This is a genomic window from Streptomyces sp. NPDC025721, assembly GCF_055558595.1.
Genome location: NZ_JBVHMF010000004.1, coordinates 11128 through 34545, shown reverse-complemented (window position 1 = coordinate 34545; position 23418 = coordinate 11128). Strand labels below are relative to the sequence as shown.

Genomic DNA, 23418 nt, shown 5'->3' with positions numbered 1-23418 from the left:
GAAAGTCCCCGCACGCCGTACGGCGGACGCCTCCGCCCGGCCCCGAGCCTCGTACGCTGGCCCGCGTGCGCCTGTTCCCGCCGCCGCGCGCGGCCCTGCCGATCCTGCTCGCGTGCTCCTTGGCGTGCTGCCTGTCGTGCTCCGGCGGCGGCACGGCGGCCCCCGACCGCACGGCCGCCGACCGCACGGCCCCCGACCGTACGGGCCACGCCTCGGGCTCCGCCGACGTCGGGGCGCCCGGCGTCGGCGACCGGCTCTTCCCGCGGGCGGGCAACGGCGGATACGACGTCACGCACTACGGCCTCGACCTCGCGTACGACCCCGGCTCAGGAAAGCTGCGCGGCACGGCGGTCGTCACCGCCACCGCCACCCAGCCGCTCGCGCGCTTCGACCTCGACCTGTCGGGGCTCACCGTCACCCGCGTGACCGTCGACGGGCGGAGCGCCGCCGTGGACCGCGCGGACAGCGAGCTGAGGGTCACGCCCGCGACGCCGCTGCGAGACGGCGCGCGCTTCGAGACGACCGTGACGTACGAAGGCGTCCCGCCGACCCTCACCGACCCGGACGGCTCGCACGAGGGCTGGTTCCGTACCGACGACGGCGCGCTCGCCCTGGGTGAACCGGTCGGTGCCATGGCCTGGTTCCCTTCGAACAACCACCCCTCGGACAAGGCCGCCTACGACATCACCGTCACCGTCCCCCACGGTCTCACCGCCGTGTCCAACGGCGAACTGGTCGACAGCGCCGACCGCGGCGGCGAGACCGCGTTCCACTGGCGCGCCAAGGAGCCGATGGCGACGTATCTGGCCACCGTCGCCATCGGGCACTTCGACATCACGCGGTCCCGTACCGGTGGCGGGGTGCCGGTCTACGTGGCAGTCGACCCGCGCTCCGACGACCCGACGACGGCGGCGGCACTGCGCCGTATCCCGGAGATCGTGGACTGGGAGAGCGGGCTGTTCGGGCCCTATCCCTTCTCGTCCGTCGGCGCGATCGTCGACCACCTGCCGAGCGGGCGGGTCGGGTACGCGCTGGAGGCCCAGACGAAGCCGGTCTTCCCCGGCGACGGCGAGCCGGGCGACCCCGCCGTGCCGCTGGACACCCTCGTCCACGAACTGTCCCACCAGTGGTTCGGCGACTCCGTCACGCCCGCCGCCTGGCAGGACATGTGGCTCAACGAGGGCTTCGCGACCTACGCCGAGTGGCTGTGGCAGGAGCACGAGGGCGGGCGCACCGTCGAGCGGAGCGCCGCAGCGGCCCTGGCCGACCCCGCCAACAGCGCCTTCCCGCCCGGCGCGCCGCCCGGCCCCGACCGCATCTCCGACGCCCCCGTGTACGGCGGCGGCGCCCTCGTCCTCTACCAACTCCGCGAAGCCCTCGGCCCGACCGCCTTCGCCACCCTCCTCCGCACCTGGCCCGCCGCCCGCCGCCACGGCAACGCCACCACCGCCGACTTCACCGCCTTCTGCCAACGCCTCACCCCCCACGACCTCACCCCGCTGTTCACCGCCTGGCTCCACACCACCCACCACCCGTCGTCGCTTTAAGCGCGGGCGCGTTGTCAGTGGTCGCGCTTACCGTGGCGGCATGGGGGAGATCACGTATGTGCGGGGAGACGCCACCGCACCACAGGGCAAGGGCGTCAAAGTCATCGCGCATGTCTGCAACGACCTGGGCGGCTGGGGCAAGGGCTTCGTCGTCGCCGTGTCGCGCCGCTGGCCGGAGCCCGAGGCCGCCTATCGGCGCTGGCACCGCGAGCGGGCGCGCAACGACTTCGGCCTCGGCGCACTCCAGTTGGTGCGGGTCGGCAGCTATGTGTGGGTGGCCAACCTGATCGGCCAGCGCGGCATGCGCACCGGCAGCAAGGGTGTGCCGGTGCGGTACGAGGCGATCGACGCCGCCCTCGCGGCGCTCGGCGACCGGGCGTTGGAGCTGGGCGCCTCCGTGCACATGCCGAGGATCGGCTGCGGTCTGGCAGGCGGGCGGTGGGCGCGGGTCGAGCCGCTGGTGACCGCGCGGCTCGTGGAACGCGGGGTGGCCGTCACGGTCTACGACCGTGACGGCTGAGCCGCCGGGGGTGCGGAAGGGGGGCGGCGGTGGGAAGTTCAGACGGCGGGGGAGCGCAGGGGGGCGCCCACGGAGTGCATGTGGGACAGGGCCTGGACGTAGGAGTCGATCAGGCCGGTCTCGGTGTAGGGGATGGACAGACGGCGGCAGTGGGCGCGCACCAGCGGCTGGGCGAGGCGCAGGTGCGGGCGGGGGAGGCTGGGGAAGAGGTGGTGTTCGACCTGGTAGTTGAGGCCGCCGAGGAACCAGTCGGTGAGCGGATTGCCGCGCACATTGCGGGAGGTGAGCACCTGACGGCGCAGATGACCCCAGCGCGAGCCCTCCTCGGGCATCTCCATGCCCTTGTGGTTGGGCGCGAAGGCACAGCCCAGGTGGAGCCCGAACAGCGCGTGGTGCACGAGGGCGAACACGACCGCCTGCCACACCGGCATCGCGAACAGCAGCAGCGCCGCGTAACCCGCCAGGTGGGCCACCAGCAGCGAGCCCTCGACCAGCCGTTGCCGCGGCTCCTGCCGCTTCAGCTCCTGGAGACTCGCCACCTTCAGGGCCAGCCCCTCCAGCAGCAGCATCGGGAAGAACAGCCGCGCCTGATGACGGGTCAGGAAGCGCGCGAAGCCCTCCCGCTCGACCGCCTGCGCCTGCGTCCACACCAGCGCGCCGACCTCGACGTCCGGATCCTTGCCCACATGGTTCGGATTGGCGTGGTGCCGATTGTGCTTGTCGGTCCACCAGCCCGCGCCCATGCCCAGCAGCAGATTGCCGTGGACGAGCCCGATCAGCCGGTTCGTACGACGGCTCTCGGCGATCTGGTGGTGCCCGGCGTCGTGCCCGATGAACGCGGTACGCGCCCCCAGCACCGCCGCGGGCAGCGCGAGCGCCACCACCCACCACGAACCCGTCCCGCCGACCAGCACCACCGCCGACCACACCGCGGCGACGGCCACGAGATTCAGCGCGATCGACTTCGCGTAGTGGTCCACGCGCCGCCGCAGCAGCCCGGCCGCCTTCACCTCGCGCAGCAGCGGAGCGAAATCACTGCCCGATCCCGATCCCGATCCCGATCCTGGTCCCGCCCCCGTACCGGAGTCCGCCCCCGTACCGGAGTCCGTCCCCGTACCGGCGGAGTCCGCGTCCGGGCCCGCCGTCCCGTCGGACCGCCGTCCCGGCGCGTCGATGATCGTGCTGGTCGCTGTAGCCATGGGCGCTCCTCGGGGTCCGGCGATGGCCGGTTCGACGTCCGGTGTCTGGCCTGACCGGCCACACCTCGACGCTATGGACTGCCACTGATCCCCGACCATGGCGCCATCACCCGGTTCCCCGGGGTGGCAGACCCCGGAAAAACCTGGGGATAACCCCACCTACGCGCTGCCAGGATGTCCGGCGTGACGACGAACAACACGCACGCGACCGACTGGGCGGTCGCGCCTGTACCCATCACCGGCCCCGAGGCGGCGACGCTGTTGCGCCGCTACTACACCGAGCTGGTCAGCCGCTTTTACGGCCGTCCGACGGACGACGCCGAGGTCTCCGCCGTGCTCGCGGAGGAGCCCAGCGACGATCTCGTGCCACCCACCGGAGAATTCCTCGCCGTCCGGCTCGCCGGCGCTCCTGCCCGCGGCGTACCGGTCGGCTGTGTGGGCCTGCGCGTCCTCGACGCGCACACCATGGAGCTGACCCGGATGTATGTCGGCCCCGAAGCCCGCGGCCAGGGCGTCGCGGGCCTGCTCATCGGCGCCGCGGAAACCCTCGCCCGCGGCACCTTCCACGCGGACACGATCCGCCTGGACACGCGCAAGGACCTGGTGGAGGCCCGTGCGCTGTACGCCAAGCACGGCTACAGGGAGATCGCCCGCTACAACACGAGCCCATACGCGGACCACTGGTTCGAAAAGCGGCTGCGGTGAGCTGATTCGGCGGGGACAGGGCCTGGTGCGGGGGCCACTGTCAACAGCCTCACCGCACCCGCACAACGAGCCGGAACCGCGCATCGTTCCCGCCGCCCGCGGCCGGTCGCGGGCGGGTGACGTCTAACATGCAGTGAACAGCCGAGCACACGAGGAGCGAGATCATCAGCGGTAACGGATCGGTCGAGCGCAGGATCGCCGAGGAACTGGGCGTACGCGAAGGGCAGGTGCGCTCCGCCGTCGAACTGCTCGACGGCGGAGCGACCGTGCCGTTCATCGCGCGGTACCGCAAGGAAGCCACCGGCACCCTGGACGACGCGCAACTGCGCGCTCTCGAGGAGCGGTTGCGCTACCTGCGCGAGCTGGACGAACGGCGCGCGGCCGTCCTGGAGTCCATCGAGTCCCAGGGCAAGCTGGACGACGCGCTGAAGGCGCAGATCATGGCCGCCGACTCCAAGGCGCGCCTGGAGGACATCTACCTGCCCTTCAAGCCCAAGCGCCGCACCAAGGCCCAGATCGCCCGTGAGGCGGGTCTGGAACCGCTGGCCGACCTGCTGCTGGCCGATCCGGAGACCGACCCGCAGGCCGAGGCCGCGAAATACGTCTCCTCCGACAAGGGCGTGGAGGACCCGGCGGCGGCGCTCGAGGGCGCGCGCTCCATCCTCACCGAGCGCTTCTCCGAGGACGCCGACCTGGTCGGCGAGCTGCGCACCCGGATGTGGACGCGCGGCAGGCTCGTCGCGAAGGTGCGCGAGGGCAAGGAGGAGCCGGGCGCCAAATTCTCCGACTACTTCGACTTCGCCGAGCCCTTCACCAAGCTCCCCTCGCACCGCGTGCTGGCCATGCTCCGCGGCGAGAAGGAGGAGATCCTCGACCTCACCCTGGAGCCGGAGGAGCCCACCGAGGGACCGTCCAGCTTCGAGCGGCGGATCGCGCAGAACTTCGACATCGCCGACCGCGGACGCCCCGCCGACAAATGGCTCGGCGACACCGTGCGCTGGGCCTGGCGCACCCGCTTCCTGGTCCGCCTCGGGATCGACCTGCGCGTCCAGCTCCGCCAGGAGGCCGAGGACGAGGCGGTACGGGTCTTCGCCGCGAATCTCCGCGACCTGCTGCTCGCCGCGCCCGCGGGCACCCGCGCCACCATGGGCCTGGACCCCGGCCTGCGCACGGGCGTCAAGGTCGCCGTGGTCGACGACACCGGCAAGGTGGTCGCCACCGACACGATCTACCCGCACGTGCCGCGCAACAAGTGGGACGAGTCGCTGGCCACCCTCGCCCGGCTCGCGAAGGCCCACCGCGTCGACCTGATCGCGATCGGCAACGGCACGGCCTCCCGCGAGACCGACAAGCTCGCCGCCGACCTGATCAAGCTGCACCCCGATCTGAAGCTCACCAAGGCCGTCGTCTCCGAGGCGGGCGCCTCGGTCTACTCCGCCTCGGCCTACGCCTCCGCCGAACTCCCCGAGCTCGACGTGTCCCTGCGCGGCGCCGTCTCCATCGCCCGCCGCCTCCAGGACCCGCTCGCCGAACTGGTGAAGATCGACCCGCGCTCGATCGGCGTCGGCCAGTACCAGCACGACCTGTCGGAGCTGAAGCTCTCCCGCTCCCTGGACGCGGTCGTCGAGGACTGCGTCAACGGCGTCGGCGTGGACGTCAACACCGCGTCCGTACCGCTGCTGCGCCGCGTCTCGGGCATCACCGAGGGCCTGGCGGGCAACATCGTCGCCCACCGCGACGCCAACGGCCCCTTCCGTACCCGCAAGGACCTCAAGGGGGTCGCGCGGCTCGGCCCGAAGGCGTACGAGCAGTGCGCGGGCTTCCTGCGGATCGTGGACGGCGACGACCCGCTGGACGCCTCCAGCGTGCACCCCGAGTCGTATCCGGTGGTGCGGCGGATCAGCGGCACCGCGAAGACCGACATCAAGTCGCTGATCGGCAACGGCCCGGTGCTGCGGACGCTGCGCCCGCAGGACTTCGTCGACGACTCCTTCGGTCTGCCGACCGTCACCGACATCCTCGCCGAGCTGGAGAAGCCGGGCCGCGACCCGCGTCCGGCCTTCAAGACCGCCACCTTCAAGGACGGCGTCGAGGAGATGAAGGACCTCAGGCCGGGGATGATCCTCGAAGGCGTCGTCACCAATGTCGCCGCCTTCGGCGCCTTCGTGGACGTCGGCGTCCACCAGGACGGCCTGGTCCATGTCTCCGCGCTCTCCGACACCTTCGTGTCCGACCCGCGCGAGGTCGTCAAGCCCGGTGACATCGTCCGCGTGAAGGTGCTGGACGTCGACCTGCCGCGCAAGCGGATCTCGCTGACGCTGCGCCTGGACGACGAGCCGGGCGCCGGGCGCCAACAGCGCGGCGGCGGGGCCGGTGGCGGCGGCGAGCGCCGCAGCGGACCGCCCCGGCAGGGCGGCGGCCAGGGCCAGAACCGACAGGGCGGCGGCCAGGGCCAGGGCGGCGCACGCCGCGGCGGCGGTCAACAGCCCGCGCCCGGCGGCGCGATGGCCGACGCCCTGCGCAGGGCGGGCCTGACCGGCAACAAGTAGCCGACGACGTACGACCGTTGAGGCGGCGGGGCCAGCACCTCCGCACACCCCCCTGCCGCCTCAGCCGTCCCAGGACCTTGCGTACGCCCCCTGTTGACGTGGCCTGGTCAGGCGCTAGCCTCTGGCGTGCTCTCCCTCACGCGGGCTGCCCGCTTCCAGTGGATATCCGTGGTGGTGGCGGTACTCGCCGCCCTGGCCGCCGTACTCACCGCTCCGTCCTCCGCGTACGCCGGTACCCCCGGCGGCGCAGGAGGCGGAACCGTACGGCACGGTCTCAGCCAACCCGACTACTCCTACGCCAACGCGATCCGCGAGGCCGTCTGGGTGGACACCGGTCTCGACGGTGACGGCGACGGCCGCACCGACCGGGTCGCGGTGGACATCGTCCGCCCCTCGGAGCCCGCCGCCGCCGGGCGCAAGGTCCCCGTGATCATGGACGCGAGCCCGTACTACTCCTGCTGCGGACGCGGCAACGAGAGCCAGCTCAAGACCTATGACGCCAACGGGAACATCGTCCAGGCCCCGCTGTTCTACGACAACTACTTCGTGCCCCGCGGCTACGCGACCGTCCTGGTCGACCTCGCGGGCACCGACCGCTCAGACGGCTGCGTGGACGTCGGCGGCCCCTCCGACGTGCGGTCCGCGAAGGCCGTCGTCGACTGGCTCAACGGCCGCGCCCGCGGCTACAGCGCCCGCTCCGGCGGCCACGCGGTCTCGGCGGGCTGGACCAATGGCAATGTCGGCATGATCGGCAAGAGCTGGGACGGCACCATCGCCAACGGCGTCGCCGCCACCGGGGTGCGCGGCCTGAAGACCATCGTGCCGATCAGCTCCATCTCCTCCTGGTACGACTACTACTTCCACCAGGGCGCGGCGCTCCAGGACGGCCCCGAGTGGCTGTCGGACTACGTCGAGAGCGACAGCGCGCACGCCAACTGCGCCGCCGCCCAGCAGAAGATCATCGACGGCTCGCCGCGCAGCGGGGACTGGACGCCGTTCTGGACCGCGCGGGACTACGTGAAGGACGCGGGCAAGGTACGGGCCAGCGTCTTCGCCGTGCAGGGCATGCAGGACCTCAACGTCCGCACCAAGCACTTCGGCCAGTGGTGGCAGGCGCTCGCCGCGCACGGCGTCGAGCGCAAGGTGTGGCTGTCGCAGACCGGCCACGTCGACCCCTTCGACTACCGGCGCACCGACTGGGTCCCCACCCTCCGGCGCTGGTTCGACCACTATCTGCTGGGCGTCGACAACGGCATCCAGCGGCAGCCGATGGCCGACATCGAGCGCACCGTCGACCACTGGACCACCGACCGCGTGTGGCCGCCCGCCACGACCCGCACCACCTCGCTCAGCCTGAGCCAGACGGCCACCGACGGCCTGGGCACGCTCGGCACCCGGCACGCCGGGCCCGGCAGCACCGAGTCGTTCACCGACGACCCGAATCTGTGGGAGGAGGACTGGGCGGCGGCGGCCGACACCGCGACCGCGGCCAAGACCGTCTTCACCACCGGGACGCTCGCCAAGGACCTGCGGCTGTCCGGCGGCGGCACCTTCACCGTGACCGCCACCTCGTCCACCACCAGCGCGCACCTGTCGGCGGTCCTGGTCGACCTCGGGCCGGCCACCATCCGTGACTTCCTCGGCAACGGCGAGGGCATCACCACCCTGGCCACCCGCTCCTGCTACGGGGAGAGCACCGCGGGCGACAGCGCCTGCTACCTCGACACCGCCGCCGACACCACGGCCGTCGACCACACGGTCTTCAGCCGCGGCTGGGCCGACCTCGGGCACTACGCGTCGCTCTCCCACGGCGTGCCGCTCACCCCGGGCAAGCCGTACACGATGACCGTCCAGCTCGCGGCCACCGACCACGTCGTACCGGCGGGGCACCGGCTCGCGCTGATCGTCGCGGGCACCGACGGCGGCCTCATCCTGCCGCCCGACACGACCCCCAAGGTCACGGTCGACCTGTCGCACTCCGTGCTGAGGCTGCCGCTGGTCGGCGGTTCCGGCGCGCTGTCGACCCGTGCGGGCGCGGCGCCCCGCGGCAAGGCCGCGCTGACCGCCGCTCCGGCGCCCTCCGTGGCCCCGGCCGCCCGGCTGGGCTGACGCCCGGCCTGGTTCCCCCCGCGTCCCGGCGTTACGGTTACAGGGATACGGCCCTCGGGACGCGGGGGGAACCACGGTTGTCCGCGGCGCGTTCTCCTGGGTAGAAGCGGTGAGGGCGCGGCGCTTGCCGCCGTGAACGGAGGCGGGGAAATGTCGAATCGCGCGAAGATCGTCATCGGTGGCGTGGCGTTGGGTCTGTTCCTGTGGATCTGGATCCCCTTCTGGGCTGTCGTCCTGGTCATCGTGGGCGTGCCCGCGATCGCCTACTTCTCCCTCGACTCCTCGCAGCGGCGTCGGCTGCGGCGCGTGAGCCGTCGGCAAATAGGTCGCTGACCTGGTACGACCCCCGATAGTGTGCCGCTGCGACCAGGGCACCGAAGCCGGGCGAACACGTCCCGTTCCCGTGTCGCCGCGGCACGAGAGGGCCTGATCAGACGATGGCGACGGACATCCGGTCCACCCAGGACCTGCTCGACCACACCGGGGACCGGCTGAAGTATCTGTACTTCTGGGGCCACCGCCCGCAGCGCGACGGAAGCGTCGGTGCCGGCTGCCTCAGCCAGTGGTGGCCCGCGCCCTTCACCGTCGACGGCGTCACCTACGCGACCGCCGAGCACTGGATGATGGCGGGCAAGGCCCGGCTCTTCGACGACCCCGACGCCGAGCGGCGGGCTGTCGCGGCGGGCCACCCGAAGACCGCCAAGAGCGTCGGCCGCACCGTCCGCGGCTTCGACCAGGCCGTGTGGGAAGCGGAGCGCTTCGGCCTGGTCATCGAAGGCAATGTCCACAAATTTCGGCAGCACCCCGACCTGCTGGCCTACCTGCTCGGCACTGGGGGCCGCGTCCTGGTCGAGGCCAGCCCGATGGACCGGGTCTGGGGCATCGGACTGGCCGCCGACGACGAGCGCGCCGCGGACCCGGCCACCTGGCGCGGGCTGAATCTGCTGGGCTTCGCCTTGATGGAGGCGAGGGCCCGGCTGGCGGCGGAGGGCTAGTCCCGTGAGCCCGGCCGGGGGGCCGGGGGCTGATCCCGTGAACCCGGACGGCGGCGGAGGGACCCTCCGCCGCCGTCCGGGCCGGTCGGGCTACTTCAGGTACGGGCCGTCCGTACCGATCTTGCCGGGCGCCGCGTTCTTGCCGCCCAGGTCGAGCACGTACACCCGCATGTCGCCCTTGCCGGGCGCCGCGACGGCCAGCGTCCCGTCCGTCACGGTCCGCACGTCACCCGAGACGGCGTCCACGTAACGGCCGTTGGGGACGCCGCTGAAGGACGCCGCGTCCGTCACCGTCACCAGCGCGAAGCTGTCGACGCCCGACGCGGTGTCGGTGTAACGGCGCTTGAACGACATGCCGCCGCCGTTCACCCCCTCGGTGCTGTACTGGCCCATCTGCAACGCCGGAATGGCGCGCCGGATCAGATTCAGCCGTTGGAGGTGTTTGACCAGAGGCTGCGCCAAGGTGGTGGCCACCGCCCCCGAGGCACTGTCGACCTTCCCGAACTCCGAGGCCGTCACCGTGCCCGCCACATGGTCGCCGTAGTACGCGCGCCCCGTCGTCGCCAGCGGGCAACTCGGCCCGCAGTCGATCGTCTTCCCGGCCTGGAACTGGATCTCCGACCCGTAGTAGAGCGTCGGAATGCCGCGGAAGGTCCACATCAGCGCCATGTTCTCGGCCCACGCGTCCTGTCCGCCGGTGTAGCGCACCGACGACTTGTTGGGACCGTAGTCGTGGCTGTCGACATAGACGACGTTGTACGTGGCGTCGTTCGTCGAGTCGTCCGAGTCCTTGCCGTTGTTGAAGGCGTTGTGCGCGTCACCGAAATTCATGTGCATGCGCATGTCGATGATGTTCATCCCGGAGAATTTGCTGTGGTCCGGGGTGTGATAAGCGTTCCCTTCCAGGAAGGCGTTCGCGGACGTCGGCTGGTTTCCGGTGCCGAGCTGCTCCTCGTAGTTGTACTGCTCGATCGACGCGGTGGCGTCGTCCGCGCTGTACTCCTTTCGCTCCTTCCACGTGTAGAACTGCGCCGAGTGGTTGACCGATCCGCGGTTCCACTTGTCGTTGACGAAAGCGCCGACCTCACCGAAGACGAAGAAGTTCCGCGCCTTGTCGGGACCCCAGTCCTGGACCTCGCGCTGCTGGATCGCGGGCAGGAAACGCCGGTTCCAGGTGACGCGCGGAATGTGCACGGCGGTGTCCACGCGGAAGCCGTCCACCCCCATGTCGATGTACTTGTTGTACGCGCCGATCAGATAGTTCTGCACCTGCGCGTTCTCGGTGTTGAAGTCCGCGAGGTCGTCGGCGAGCCAGCAGGAACGCGAGTCCTCGCCCTCCCAGTTGCCGATCCAGCACTGGTGGTAGAGCGACGCGGGGAACATCTTCGACGTGGGGTTCGGCCACTGGCAGTTGTAGATCGTGTAGCCCTCGGGGCTCTTCTGCCCCGTTGGCTTGCCCCAGTTCAGGCACGTATTGCCGGACGGCTCGGCCGTGGACCACAGATCGCCGTTGTAGTACGACTTGCCGGTCTTGGGATCGATCGTCAGACCGTCGTACTCGAAGCCCTGCTCCTTCTCGTCGTAGTACCACGACCACTGCGAGTCCCTGACGCCGTAGACCGTCGGCACGAACAGCCCCTTGGCGCCCCACCGGGAACTGTGGTTGTAGACCACGTCCTGGTAGATCTTGATCCCCTTGGCGTGAGCCGCGTTGATCAGATCCTGATACGACGCCCCGGCCGATTCCAGGCGCGGGTCGACCCGGTAGAAGTCCCAGCCGTGGTAACCGTGGTAGTCGTAGTCGCTGCGGTTGAGCACCACGGGCGTGATCCAGATCGCCGAGAAACCGAGCGCCTTGATGTAGTCGAGCTTCTGCACCAGGCCCTTGAAGTCACCTCGGAACATCGGGTCGTTGTTGGCCGCGTTCCCCGACGCCACGTGCTGGTTGCCGCCGCGGTCGTTGCTCGTGTCGCCGTCGTAGAAGCGCGCGGTGAGCACGAAGTAGATCGGGTCCTTGCGCGGGTCCGTGCCGATCGGTGTGCCCGGAGTCGCGGGCGGCGGCGCGTGGCCGGTGGTCGCCCGAGCCGGAGCGGAGGCGGCGGAGATGTTGCCCGCCGCGTCCAGCGCCTGGACGGTGTACGTGTAGGCGGTGTCCGCCTCCAGGCCGGACTCGGAGAAGACGGTCGAGCCGACACTGGTGACGATCGTGCCCTTGGTGCCGCCGGTCCTGGTGACCCGGTAGCCCGTGACCCCGGTGTCGTCGGTCGACGGATTCCAGGTCACCACGATCGAGGTGTCGGTCGCGGTCGCCTTCACCGTGCCGGGGACGGTCGGCGGCGTCGTGTCGGGGACGACGGCCGCGCAGGGATCGGCCGCGTTGGCCGTGACCTTGGTGTCCTTGACGGTGCTGACGCCCTTGGACAGCGCGTAGTTGGCGCCGTTGTTGTTGTCCCAGGTGCCGTTGCCGTTGTTGAAGGTGGCGGCGAGCCCCGCGGCCGTGCCGAGGTCGACGGTCTTCTTCACCCAGCCGGTGCAGGCCGCCTCCATGCCGATGCCCGGCACGGTCGTCCACGCGCCGCCGGTGGGCGCGTAGTGCAGATTGACGGTGGTCCAGCCGACGGTCGCGGTGGAGTAGAAGACGGTGGCCGAGGTGCCGGACGGGCTGCCCGTCTCGCCGCCGCCCGGGTCCCCGCCGCTCGCGCACGGGTCGCTGTGGGCGATGGCGCCGTTGTTGACGGTGATGGTGCCGGTGCCCAGGGCGTAGTTCTTGCCGCCGTTGTTGTCCCAGGTGCCCTGGCCGTTGTTGAAGGTCGCCTGCCAGCCGGTGGCCGCGCCGAGGTCGACGGTCTTCTTCACCCAGCCGGTGCAGGCGCTCTGCATGGCGACGCCGGGCACGGTCGTCCAGGTCCCGCCGTCGGGCGCCCAGTGCAGGTTGTACGACGACCAGTTGGTCGTCGCGGTGGAGTAGTAGACGGTTGCGGTGTTCGAGCCCGCCGCCGAGGCGGCGTGCGCGGAACCGGTGGACAGGGAGGGGAGCAGGGTCGCCAGGAGTCCCAAGACGACAGCCACCACGGCTGTCAGCGGACCTGGTCGATATCTGTGGCGCGAAGCGACGGTCACGTCGTGCTCCTCGGACGGGGCCGCGAGGGCGGCCGGTGGAGGAAGCCGTACGTCCGCGCGCCACGGAACAAACGGCCGGATAAATTGCGCAAGTTGCTGCAACAAGTTGCTGCGAGAACGGTCGTGAGATTACTGGGACATGTCATGGACGTAAAGAGGTCTGACGGGGTTGCGTTCCCGGGTCCCGCCGCGCCGCCGCGTAGGGTTCCCGAGACGGGCGGGTGACGTACCCGGCCGACCGGTCGTAGAACCGTACGGATCGGACCCGGACCCCGGCCTCGGACTCCGGCGGACCGTAAGCGGAAGGGGACCCACGGAAGATGACGGAGCGTCTGGTGGTCATCGGCGGTGACGCCGCCGGGATGTCGGCCGCGTCCCAGGCCCGCCGCCGCAGAGCGGCGGACGACCTGGAGATCGTCGCGTTCGAACGCGGACGGCACACCTCGTACTCCGCCTGCGGCATCCCGTACTGGATCGGCGGCGACACCGCGGGCCCCGACGCGCTGGTCGCGCGTACCGCCGAGGAGCACCGCGAGCGCGACATCGACCTGCGGATGGGCACCGAGGTGGTCGACATCGACCTCGCCGCCGGCCGGGTGCGGGCGCGGGACGCCGACGGCCGCGAGGAGTGGACCGGCTACGACCACCTCGTCGTCGCCACCGGCGCGGAACCCGTACGGCCGCCCGTCCCCGGCATCGACGCGCCCGGCGTGCACGGCGTGCAGACCCTGGACGACGGCGAGCGCGTCCTGGCCAGCCTCGACGGGGTCGGCGTACGCCGCGCCGTGGTGGTCGGCGGCGGCTACATCGGCGTCGAGATGGCCGAGGCCCTGCTGAAGCACGGCCTCGACGTGACCCTCGTCGACCGCGCCGAGCAGCCGATGAGCACCCTCGACCCCGACATGGGACGCCTGGTGCGCGACGCGATGGAGGGACTCGGCGTCCGCGTCGTCTCCGGCGCGGCCGTCCGCGCGGTGCTCACCGGCGCCGACGGCCGGGCCCGCGCGGTCGCCACCGACGACGCCGAATACCCCGCCGACATCGTGATCCTGGGCATCGGCGTACGCCCCGGCACCGCGCTCGCCCGAGACGCGGGCCTGCCGCTGGGCGCGCACGGCGGCCTGCTGACCGACCTGGCCATGCGCGTACGCGGCCAGGAGCGGGTCTGGGCGGGCGGCGACTGCGTGGAAGTCCTCAACCTCGTCTCCGGCGACCTCCAGCACATCGCCCTCGGCACCCACGCCAACAAGCACGGCCGCATCATCGGCACCAACATCGGCGGCGGCTACGCCACCTTCCCCGGGGTCGTCGGCACCGCCGTCAGCAAGGTCTGCGACGTCGAGATCGCCCGCACCGGCCTCAAGGAGTCCCAGGCGCGCCGCGCCGGACTCCACTACGTGACCGCCGTCATCGAGTCCACCAGCAGGGCCGGCTACTACCCGGACGCCGACCCGATGACCGTCAAGATGCTCGCGGAACGCGGCACCGGGCGGCTGCTCGGCCTCCAGATCGTCGGCCGCGAAGGCGCCGCCAAGCGGGTCGACGTCGGGGCCGTCGCGCTCACCGCGCGGATGACGGTCGAGGACATGGTCGCGCTGGACCTCGGCTACGCGCCGCCGTTCTCACCCGTGTGGGACCCGGTGCTGGTCGCCGCGCGCAAGGCGGTGGACGCGGTGGTGGCGGACGTCAGAGCGGGCTGACAGCGGTTTTCGGCAGCAATATGCGGCGGTTTGCGCTTCCGGGCCCCAGGGGTGCCTTGCAGGGCTTTGCAGAGCTTGCGCGTCCTTGCGGGTTCCCGCGTGTCCTGATGGGCGTTCGCGGCTCTTCGCGCGGCTTCGCGGTCAGGACGGGGCCGCGGCCAGCTTGCTGAGGGCTTCCAGCAACGGCGGCAGGGCGGCGCCGCGGCCGACCGGCAGCACCTCGCCGGGCGCGTCGTCCAACAGCACGAAGGCGATGTCGTCGGTCCTGCCCACCAGGCTCCAGCCGGGTCCGTCCGCCCGCACCGCACCATATGCGGCCCGTACGCGGCCGGGTGGCGGCGGATTGCGTACGTACTCCTCCGCGCTTTCGAGGACGTGGCGGATGCCGGTGTGCGAGATGGCCGGCGCGGCGGGCGGGGGGCCGGCCGGGTTGTGAGGCTCGGCTTCCGTCCCGGTGCCGACGGCTGTTCCTGCGTCGGTGACCGTGCATGCGTTCGTATCCGTAGCCGTGCTGGCGTCCGCCGCCGCGTCCTCGGCCGCCTCCTGAGCCGCTTCCGCCGGTACGTCGAGTTGGTCGCGCCACTCGAACCAGCGGACCGCGATCTCGTCGGCCCCGAGGCGCCGTTGCGGCGGACCCCAGACGGAGGTGTCGGGCGGGGAGAGCGGGACACGCCCGCCCTCCTCGTCCGGCGGGTCGTGCGGGGCGGGGATGCCGGGTACGGCGACGGCGACCGGCAGCGGCCAGCCCGGCAGCGAGGCGGCCAGGCTGTTCTCGTCGGGCGCCAGGTCGTACTCGAGTCCGCAGTCCCAGGCCGCCAGCGCGCAGGCCACCGTGGCGGTGTCCGTCGTCGCCACGGTCCAGCGCGCCCCGCCGCCGTCCTGCCCGAAGACCAGGCCGTAGCCGTCGGCCAGCGGCTCGAGCCCCAACTCGGCGCAAGCGGCCGGATAGTCGTCCCCCAGGACGCCCGGGAACTGCCCCGGCGTCAGCATCGCGGCCGTCAGCACGAACAGCGCGTCGTCGTCCTCCGGGCTCTCGGCCGCGGTCATCCGTCGTTCCCTCTCGCCTCGCCCGCCGTCTCTCGTCCGCGCACCTTAACCAGCGAGTAACCTCCGCGTCGAGAGGTCGCGATGGCCGGAAATCCGCTCGGGCGGTACGGCGCCGGACGGCCGGTTTCCCGACGGTCCGCACCTGGTGATCGCCCGGAGGCGGCCCGTTCCGGCCGCGCGGTCAGCTCTTCGCGTCGTGCGCGGTCAACGTCGTTCGCAGCCAGGCCAGTTCGGCGCGGCTGGTGGCGCGGGCGATGGTGAGCCAGCGGTGCGACAGACGGACTGCGGACCACATGGTGCGTACGTGCGGTGGACGGAGGCGGCGGGCGACGGGCCGGCCCGCCTCCATGCGCACGGACTGGGAGCGGCGTCGGGCGCGTACACCGCGCACATATCTGCGCATCCCGCGCTCGTGAACCGCCGTCCGCTCTTCGTCGACCTGCCCGGCTTCGGCGTCAGCGACCGCCCCGCGGACTTCGGCTACTCGCTGGCGGAGCACGCCGACGCGCTGGCCGCGGTCCTGGACGCCGCCGATGTGCGTGGGGCCGATGTGTGCGGGGCCGCCCCGAGCAGGGTCAGGCGTGTCGGACGGCCACCGCCAGGTACCGCTCCGCGGAGTCGTCCAGCGATGCCAGCTCCCAGCCGGTCGCGGCCAGCAGAGGACGCAGTTGCGGCTCGGCGCGTACGTCGTCGGCGCGCAGTTCGTGCCCGCGGCGGGCGGCGAGGGCGGCGCGGCCGATCGGATGGAAGAGCGCCAACCGGCCGCCGGACCTGGTCACCCGGGCCAATTCGCGCAGTCCGGCCGCCGGGTCCGGCAGATGGTGCACGAGTCCGGCGGCGAAGACGGCGTCGAAGGCCGCGTCCCGCAACGGAAGCTCCTCGCCGGCCGCCTCGATCAGCGCTCCGTCCCGGTCCCGGCCGAGGGCGACGGCCTCCCGCAGCATCTCCGGGGTCAGATCGACACCGACCACCGTGCCCGCCGCACCGACGACGGCCCTCAGCAGCGGCAGCGCCCGCGCCGTACCGCAGCCCGCGTCCAGTGCCCGGCCGCCCGGCCGCAGCCCCAACTCGCCGACCGCCGCCGCGTAGACGGGGGTGTCGTCGGGGAACCGCTTCTCCCACCCCACGGCCTTCGCGGCGAAGAACTCCCTGACCTGGCGGCGCCCGCTCTCGAAACTGGCCATGCATCATGGTCGCATGATCACGTTCCGCTCCATCGGGCTCTTCTTGCTCGCCGCCGTCCTGGAGATCGGCGGTGCCTGGTTGATCTGGCAGGCGGTGCGCGAACACCGCGGCGTCGGCTGGGCGGGAGCCGGAATCGTCGCGCTCGGCCTCTACGGCTTCGTCGCCACACTCCAGCCCAACGCCGACTTCGGCCGGATCCTGGCGGCCTACGGCGGGGTCTTCGTGGCCGGATCTCTCCTGTGGGCGATGGCTCTCGACGGCTACCGTCCCGACCGATTCGACATCGTCGGAGCGGTCATCTGCCTGGTCGGAGTGGGTGTCATCATGTACGCGCCACGCGGCGGCTGATTTCCGCCGGTCGCCTCCTTTCACGGCTCCGGTCGGGCGCCGTCCGTCCCGAGAGGGGGTTGCCGAAGCGGGCCCGGCAGGACAGGCTCGTACCGCAGCGGAGACGGGAGGTAGGCAATGACGGTGGGCAAACCGCTCGCGTGGCTGCTCGACGACCTGACGAAGCGGGTGCCGCACGTGAAGCACGCGCTCGTGCTCTCCAACGACGGGTTGGTCACGGGCGCCAGCGGCGATCTCGACCGGCCGACCGCGGAACACCTGGCCGCCGTGTCCTCGGGCTTCCACAGCCTGGCCAAGGGCGCGGGGCGGCAGTTCGCCGTCGGCGGCGTGCGCCAGACGATGGTCGAATTCGACGACGGCTTCCTCTTCGTCACCGCGGCGGGCGACGGCAGTTGCCTGTCCGTGCTCAGCGGCATGGAGGCCGATGTCGGCCAGGTCGCCTACGAGATGACGCTGCTCGTCCACCGCGTCGGCGAACACCTCGGGGTGGCTCCCCGGCAACCGGGCGCGGCACCTTCCTGAGCCGGGGCGTCCCGAAGTTATCCACAGGCTTCGAACGGGCTGTCGTCCGTACGCGATAGATTCGTCACTGTCAGTGATCGAAGTTCGCGGGGGAGTGACGACAGTGAAGACGACGAAGACGGCCAAGACAACGACGACAACGACGACAGCGACGACAACGCCGAAGAAGAACGCGAAGGCGACGACGGGGACGGTGCCCGCCTCGATGCCGGGGACGGGTGCCTCGGCGGCTTCCGGGGCGAGAGCCGGAGCGGCCGGGACAAGGGCCGGAGCGAGGGCCGGGACGGCAGCGGCGACGAGCGCGGGTACGGCGACCGTCGAGACGCGGCAGGTGGCGTGGACGCCCGGCGGCGGGCCGGGAGGCGGGCGGGCGGCGCCGGAGACGCTGACGCTGAACCGGGCGCGGGAGGAGCTGGGCCTGGACTTCACGCTCTTCGAGCTGGCGCTCCAACTCGGCGAGATCCGCACGGTCTCGCGCGGCAGCGGCCAGTGGCGGGTGCCCGTGGACGAGGTGACCCGGCTGCGGGACGCGGAAGGCCATCCACAGGCGCTGCTCGACCGGCTCCGACTGGTGACCAGCACCGAGGGCGCGGCGATGATCGGGATCAGCCGGGACCGCCTCGTACGGCTGGCGAGGCTCGGGCTGATCCGCCCGGTGCGCTGGTACGTCAACCGGTACCGGGCGCTGGTGTGGGTGTATCTCGGCCATGAGCTGAGGGAGTTCGCCGCCGCGAGCCCCGCGATGCTGAAGGGGCGGCTGCCCGCGGGACTGCGTGACGCGCTGGACGCCGGGCAGGATCAGCGGGCCCTCGGCTGGCGGTCCCGCCGGGTCGCCCAGCTCGTACGGGACTGCCATGACGCCTGGGACGAGGCCGCCGTCTGGGCCGCGCTGCTCGGTCCCGAGGTGACCGACGACGCCGTGCCCGACCCCTTCGACCGGGCCCGGCTGCGCGGAATCCGTGCGGCGCTGCCACCGGGCCGCCCGGGACCGCTCGCCTCACCCGAGCTGACGAGAAGCCTCACGACCGCCGACCATCCGGACGAGATCGCGCTGGCCCTGGTCGCCCTCGCGGACGCGCTGGGCCGCGCCCGGACCGACCAGCCCGCACCGCACCCGGCGTTCGCCCCAGCCGACCGTCCGCCGCTCGCGCTCCCGCCTGTGGAGCGGGCGCCGCGGCAGCCTGAACGACTTCCGGAGCCAGAGCCAGAGCCAGAGGCAGAGCCGGAGCCGAGTGAGCCAGGCGGGCCGCACACGGGAGGGAGGCCCGCGCCCGAGCGGGCCCGGCACGCGGCGCCGCACCGGAAGCGGGGCGCCGCCCGGCCGCCGTGCAGGCCGGTGGGGGAGGGCAGGCGCCCGCGACGCGGGCTGCTGGGGCTGCTGCGCGGACGCGGGTCAGCCGCCGATCTTGCGGAACAGCCCTTCCTGCATCACCGAGACCAGCAGACGTCCCCGCCGGTCGAAGATCTGCCCCCGCGCCAGACCGCGGGCACCCGTCGCGACAGGTGACTCCTGCTGGTACAGGAACCACTCGTCGGCGCGGAACGGCCGGTGGAACCACATGGCGTGGTCGAGGGACGCCATGTCGAACCCCCGCGGTCCCCACAGCGGTTCGATCGGCACACGTACGGCGTCCAGCAGCATCATGTCGCTGGCGTAGGTGAGAGCGCAGGTGTGCACGAGCGGGTCGTCGCCGAGCTGCCCGACCGCGCGCATCCACACCGCGCTGCGCGGCTCGGCGCCCTCGATCTCCTCGGGCGTCCAGCGCAGCCGCTCCACATAGCGGATCTCGAAGGGCTGGCGGCGGGTCATCCGCTCCAGCGCCTCGGGGAGCACGTCCAGATGCGCACGCAGCTCATCGCCGAGTCCCGGCAGGTCGTCGGGCTCGGGCACCTCGGGCATCGGCAGTTGGTGCTCGAATCCCGGTTCCGGCTGATGGAAGGAGGCGGTCAGGTTGAAGATCGTCCGGCCCTGTTGGATCGCCACCACCCGCCGGGTGGTGAAGGAACGGCCGTCACGGACCCGTTCGACCTGGTACACGATGGGCACGCCGGGCCGGCCCGGCCGCAGGAAGTACGCGTGCAACGAGTGCACCGGCCGCCCGCCGTCGGTGGTGCGGCCCGCGGCGACCAGCGCCTGTCCGGCCACCTGGCCGCCGAAAACCCGCTGCAACCGCTCCTGCGGACTCTGCCCGCGGAAGATGTCCTGCTCGATCCGCTCCAGGTCGAGCAGATCCACCAGCCTCTCGGCCGGGTTCGTCATCGCGTCCCCTTCGTCGTGCACCGGATCACAGCTCGCCGACGTCGGTCAGCCGGATCACCGCGCGGCCCTCTTCGTCGGAGGCCGCGAGGTCGACCTCGGCGGAGATCCCCCAGCCGTGGTCGCCGTTGGGGTCGGCGAAGGTCTGCCGGACCCGCCACAAGCCGTGCTCCGGCTGCTCCTCGATCTGCAACAGCTTCGGGCCGCGCGCGTCGGGACCGGTGCCGAGGTCGTCGTACTCGTCCCAGTACGCGTCCATCGCCTCCGCCCAGGTGTCGGCGTCCCACCCGGCCTCGGCGTCCAACTCGCCGAGCTGGTGGTACTTCTCCAGCGCCGCCAGCTCGACCCGGCGGAACATCGCGTTGCGCACCAGCACCCGGAAGGCGCGGGAGTTGGCGGTGACCGGCTTGACCTGGTCGGCCCGCTCCGCCGCCTGCTCGGCCGTCTCCACCTCCGGATTGGCGAGCTGCTCCCACTCGTCCAGCAGGCTGGAGTCGACCTGGCGCACCAACTCGCCCAGCCACGCCGTCAGATCCTGGAAGTCCTCCGACTTCAGGTCGTCGGGCACCGTGTGCTCCAGCGCCTTGTACGCGCCGGCCAGGTAGCGCAGCACGATGCCCTCGGTGCGGGCCAGCTCGTAGTAGGAGGTGAACTCGCCGAAGGTCATGGCGCGTTCGTACATGTCACGGACGATGGACTTGGGCGACAGCGGGTGGTCGCCGACCCACGGGTGGCTCTGGCGGTAGATGCCGTAGGCGTGCGACAGCAGCTCTTCGAGGGGCTTGGGATAGGAGACGTCCTGAAGACGCTCCATCCGCTCCTCGTACTCGACACCGTCCATCTTCATCTCGGCGACGGCCTCGCCACGGGCCTTGTTCTGCTGGGCCGCCAGGATCTGCCGCGGGTCGTCGAGGGTGGACTCCACCACCGAGACCATGTCCAGGGCGTAGGAGGGGGAGTCCTTGTCGAGCAGTTCGAAGGAGGCCAGGGCGAAGGTGGACAGCGGCTGGTTGAGGGCGAAGTCCTGCTGGAGTTCGACGGTCAGCCGGATGATGCGGCCCTCGGCGTCCGGCTCGGGGAGGCGTTCGACCACACCGCCGTCGACCAGCGAGCGGTAGATGGCGATGGCCCGGCGGATGTGCCGCAACTGGTGGCGCCGGTCCTCGTGGTTGTCCTCCAGCAGGTGCCGCATCGCGTCGAAGGCGTTGCCGGGCCGGGCGATCACCGACAGCAGCATGGTGTGGGTGACGCGGAAGCGGGAGGTCAGCGGCTCCGGCTCGGCGGCGATCAGCTTCTCGAAGGTGAGATCCGACCAGTTGACGAAGCCCTCGGGCGGCTTCTTGCGGACCACCTTGCGGATCTTCTTCGGGTCGTCCCCGGCCTTGGCGAGCGCCTTCTTGTTCTCGATGACGTGCTCGGGAGCCTGCGCCACCACGAACCCGGCGGTGTCGAAACCGGCCCGCCCGGCGCGCCCCGCGATCTGGTGGAACTCCCGCGCCCGCAGCGTCCGCACCCGCGTGCCGTCGTACTTGGTGAGCGCGGTGAACAGCACGGTGCGAATCGGCACGTTGACGCCGACCCCGAGGGTGTCGGTGCCACAGATGACCTTCAGCAGACCCGCCTGGGCGAGCTTCTCCACCAGCCGCCGGTACTTGGGCAGCATCCCCGCGTGGTGGACGCCGATGCCGTGCTTGGCGAAGCGCGCGAGGTTGCGGCCGAAGGTGGTGGTGAAGCGGAAGTGCCCGATCAGATCGGAGATGGCGTCCTTCTCGGCCTTGGTGCACATGTTGATGCTCATCAGCGCCTGGGCCCGCTCGACGGCCGCCGCCTGCGTGAAGTGCACGATGTAGACCGGGGACTGCCGGGTCTCCAGCAGTTCGGTCAGCGTCTCCGTCAAAGGCGTCGTCACATACTCGTACGACAGCGGCACCGGCCGGGTCGCCGAGCGCACGACCGCCGTGGGGCGGCCGGTCCGGCGGGTCAGGTCCTCCTCGAAGCGGGAGACGTCACCCAGCGTCGCCGACATGAGCAGGAACTGCGCCTGGGGCAGTTCGAGGATCGGGATCTGCCAGGCCCAGCCCCGGTCCGGCTCCGCGTAGAAGTGGAACTCGTCCATCACGACCTGGCCGACGTCGGCGCTCTTGCCGTCGCGCAGCGCGATGGAGGCGAGGACCTCGGCGGTACAGCAGATCACCGGCGCGTCCGGGTTGACCGAGGCGTCACCGGTCAGCATCCCGACGTTCTCGGTGCCGAACAGCTTGCACAGGTCGAAGAACTTCTCCGACACCAGCGCCTTGATCGGCGCGGTGTAGAAGGTGACCTCGTCCTGGGCCAGCGCGGCAAAGTGCGCACCGGCCGCGACCAGGCTCTTTCCCGATCCGGTGGGGGTGGAAAGGATCACGTTCGCACCAGAGACCACCTCGATGAGCGCCTCCTCCTGCGCCGGATAGAGAGTGATCCCCTGACCCTCGGCCCACGTCGAAAACGCTTCGAAGAGGGCATCGGGGTCCGGGGCGGGAGGCATCTGATCGATAAGGGTCACCCCACCATCTTGCCTGTACCGGCGGCGCGCGGCTGAACCGGAGCGGGCCGCGGTGATCATCAACGATATGGTGTGCCGTCAACGATGCGTCAACTCCGCCTGCGGGCGGCCTTGTAGGGGGCTGAGCACCACCATGATGGGACCTGCGCACTCACTCTCGGGAGCGGCGGCCTGGCTGGCCGTCGGAGCGGTCGCGGCGGGTGTGGATCATGCCATGCCCTGGCCGACGCTCGTCGTCGGTGCGCTGATCTGTGCTGGTGCCGCGCTCGCCCCCGACCTGGACCATCAGGCGGCGACGATCTCGCGCGCGTTCGGCCCGATCTCCCGCGTGCTGTGCAAGATCATCGAGCACCTGGCGCACGCCGTCTACAAGGCGACCCGGATGCAGGGCGACCCGCGACGGGCGGGCGGCCACCGCACCCTCACCCACACCTGGCTCTGGGCGGTCCTGGTCGGCGGCGGCTTCTCGGCCGGCGCGGTCTACGGCGGGCGCTGGGTGGTGCTGGTCATCTTGTTCATACACATGGTGCTCGCCGTCGAGGGACTGCTGTGGCGGCAGGCCCGGATGTCCAGTGACGTGCTGGTGTGGCTGCTCGGCGCCACCAGCGCCTGGGTGCTCGCCGACGTGCTCGACAATCCGGGCAACGGCAAGGACTGGCTGTTCACCGACCCCGGCCAGCACTACCTGTGGATCGGGCTGCCCATCGTGCTCGGCTCGCTCGTGCACTGCGTCGGTGACGCGCTGACCGTCTCCGGCTGCCCGATCCTGTGGCCGATCCCGATCGGCCGCCGCCGCTGGTACCCGATGGGACCGCCGAAGTTCATGCGCTTCCGGGCCGGGAGCTGGGTGGAGCTGAAGGTGCTCACCCCGGTCTTCTTCCTGGCGGGCGGCGGCTGCGCGCTCGGCGCGCTGGGCGTCTTCGGCTGACGCGGGACCCCTCGCACGCGAGCGGGGGGCGGGGGGGGGGGGGGGGGGGGGGGCGCCCAACCCACACCGGCCGAGCCTGTCGGGAACAACAAAAAGCGAAAGAGGGGCCCTTGCGGTTCCCCACAGGTGGTGGTTTTTTGCCCTC

The 23418-nt window shown here is 71.4% G+C and carries 18 protein-coding genes; 12 read left to right on the top strand and 6 right to left on the bottom strand.

Annotated elements, in window-relative coordinates; all coding sequences use genetic code 11:
- The first annotated feature begins 65 nt into the window (after positions 1-65).
- Together ACZ4EF_RS08325 and ACZ4EF_RS08320 are read left to right on the top strand one after the other, a co-directional pair.
- The gene (locus tag ACZ4EF_RS08325) at positions 66-1547 is read left to right on the top strand and encodes a M1 family metallopeptidase (RefSeq protein ID WP_467503425.1); all 1482 of its coding nucleotides are present in this window, start codon (positions 66-68) and stop codon (positions 1545-1547) included.
- Between the two features lie 40 nt (positions 1548-1587).
- Positions 1588-2067, top strand: coding sequence for a macro domain-containing protein (locus ACZ4EF_RS08320; protein WP_391045717.1), 480 nt, complete (start codon positions 1588-1590; stop codon positions 2065-2067).
- 38 nt (positions 2068-2105) lie between these two features.
- On the opposite strand, the gene ACZ4EF_RS08315 is transcribed toward ACZ4EF_RS08320, so the two are convergent.
- Positions 2106-3266 carry a fatty acid desaturase family protein gene (locus ACZ4EF_RS08315; RefSeq protein WP_467503423.1) on the bottom strand — a complete coding sequence of 387 codons (1161 nt, stop codon included), beginning with the start codon at positions 3264-3266 and terminating at the stop codon, positions 2106-2108.
- 183 nt (positions 3267-3449) lie between these two features.
- Here ACZ4EF_RS08315 and ACZ4EF_RS08310 point away from each other — a divergent pair, with 183 nt between their 5' ends.
- The 5 genes from ACZ4EF_RS08310 (at position 3450) to ACZ4EF_RS08290 (ending at position 9624) form a co-directional block, all read left to right on the top strand.
- Positions 3450-3971: a GNAT family N-acetyltransferase gene (locus tag ACZ4EF_RS08310; RefSeq protein ID WP_355346665.1), complete on the top strand. Its 522-nt coding sequence runs from the start codon at positions 3450-3452 to the stop codon at positions 3969-3971.
- Positions 3972-4135: 164 nt separating this feature from the next.
- Positions 4136-6520, top strand: a complete 2385-nt coding sequence (locus ACZ4EF_RS08305) for a Tex family protein (protein WP_467503685.1) — start codon at positions 4136-4138, stop codon at positions 6518-6520.
- Positions 6521-6646: 126 nt separating this feature from the next.
- Positions 6647-8629 carry a Xaa-Pro dipeptidyl-peptidase gene (locus tag ACZ4EF_RS08300; RefSeq protein WP_467503421.1) on the top strand — a complete coding sequence of 661 codons (1983 nt, stop codon included), beginning with the start codon at positions 6647-6649 and terminating at the stop codon, positions 8627-8629.
- Positions 8630-8779: 150 nt separating this feature from the next.
- Positions 8780-8962 carry a hypothetical protein gene (locus tag ACZ4EF_RS08295; protein WP_188284361.1) on the top strand — a complete coding sequence of 61 codons (183 nt, stop codon included), beginning with the start codon at positions 8780-8782 and terminating at the stop codon, positions 8960-8962.
- 104 nt (positions 8963-9066) lie between these two features.
- Positions 9067-9624: an NADAR family protein gene (locus ACZ4EF_RS08290; protein WP_355346657.1), complete on the top strand. Its 558-nt coding sequence runs from the start codon at positions 9067-9069 to the stop codon at positions 9622-9624.
- A gap of 90 nt (positions 9625-9714) precedes the next feature.
- Here ACZ4EF_RS08290 and ACZ4EF_RS08285 read toward each other — a convergent pair whose 3' ends face one another.
- Complete coding sequence (locus ACZ4EF_RS08285; protein ID WP_391163276.1) at positions 9715-12705, bottom strand: carbohydrate binding domain-containing protein; 2991 nt, start codon at positions 12703-12705, stop codon at positions 9715-9717.
- Between the two features lie 359 nt (positions 12706-13064).
- Here ACZ4EF_RS08285 and ACZ4EF_RS08280 point away from each other — a divergent pair, with 359 nt between their 5' ends.
- Positions 13065-14444: an FAD-dependent oxidoreductase gene (locus ACZ4EF_RS08280; protein WP_467503419.1), complete on the top strand. Its 1380-nt coding sequence runs from the start codon at positions 13065-13067 to the stop codon at positions 14442-14444.
- 141 nt (positions 14445-14585) lie between these two features.
- On the opposite strand, the gene ACZ4EF_RS08275 is transcribed toward ACZ4EF_RS08280, so the two are convergent.
- Both ACZ4EF_RS08275 and ACZ4EF_RS08270 read right to left on the bottom strand, forming a co-directional pair.
- A complete protein-coding gene (locus tag ACZ4EF_RS08275) occupies positions 14586-15491 on the bottom strand; it encodes a hypothetical protein (RefSeq protein WP_467503417.1) in 906 nt (301 codons plus the stop codon).
- Positions 15492-16066: 575 nt separating this feature from the next.
- On the bottom strand, positions 16067-16675 hold the full coding sequence (locus ACZ4EF_RS08270; protein ID WP_401718602.1) for a class I SAM-dependent methyltransferase: 609 nt from the start codon (positions 16673-16675) through the stop codon (positions 16067-16069).
- A 13-nt stretch (positions 16676-16688) separates the two neighbouring features.
- Here ACZ4EF_RS08270 and ACZ4EF_RS08265 point away from each other — a divergent pair, with 13 nt between their 5' ends.
- The 3 genes from ACZ4EF_RS08265 to ACZ4EF_RS08255 all read left to right on the top strand — a co-directional run bounded on the left by ACZ4EF_RS08265 (position 16689) and on the right by ACZ4EF_RS08255 (position 19053).
- Positions 16689-17024: a YnfA family protein gene (locus ACZ4EF_RS08265; protein WP_355346642.1), complete on the top strand. Its 336-nt coding sequence runs from the start codon at positions 16689-16691 to the stop codon at positions 17022-17024.
- Positions 17025-17141: 117 nt separating this feature from the next.
- Positions 17142-17546 carry a roadblock/LC7 domain-containing protein gene (locus tag ACZ4EF_RS08260; protein ID WP_188284368.1) on the top strand — a complete coding sequence of 135 codons (405 nt, stop codon included), beginning with the start codon at positions 17142-17144 and terminating at the stop codon, positions 17544-17546.
- Positions 17547-17649: 103 nt separating this feature from the next.
- Entirely contained in the window at positions 17650-19053 is a 1404-nt protein-coding gene (locus tag ACZ4EF_RS08255; protein ID WP_467503414.1) for a DUF6397 family protein, read from the top strand.
- On the opposite strand, the gene ACZ4EF_RS08250 is transcribed toward ACZ4EF_RS08255, so the two are convergent.
- Both ACZ4EF_RS08250 and ACZ4EF_RS08245 read right to left on the bottom strand, forming a co-directional pair.
- A complete protein-coding gene (locus ACZ4EF_RS08250) occupies positions 18940-19806 on the bottom strand; it encodes an acyl-CoA thioesterase (RefSeq protein ID WP_402711378.1) in 867 nt (288 codons plus the stop codon). The two genes, ACZ4EF_RS08255 and ACZ4EF_RS08250, sit on opposite strands and share 114 nt — an antisense overlap.
- Positions 19807-19831: 25 nt before the next feature.
- Positions 19832-22345, bottom strand: coding sequence for a DEAD/DEAH box helicase (locus ACZ4EF_RS08245; protein ID WP_467503412.1), 2514 nt, complete (start codon positions 22343-22345; stop codon positions 19832-19834).
- A 133-nt stretch (positions 22346-22478) separates the two neighbouring features.
- On the opposite strand from ACZ4EF_RS08245, the gene ACZ4EF_RS08240 reads away from it, so the two are divergent.
- Positions 22479-23273 (top strand): metal-dependent hydrolase, encoded by a 795-nt coding sequence (locus ACZ4EF_RS08240; protein ID WP_355346630.1) that lies wholly within the window; start codon positions 22479-22481, stop codon positions 23271-23273.
- Positions 23274-23418: the final 145 nt, after the last annotated feature.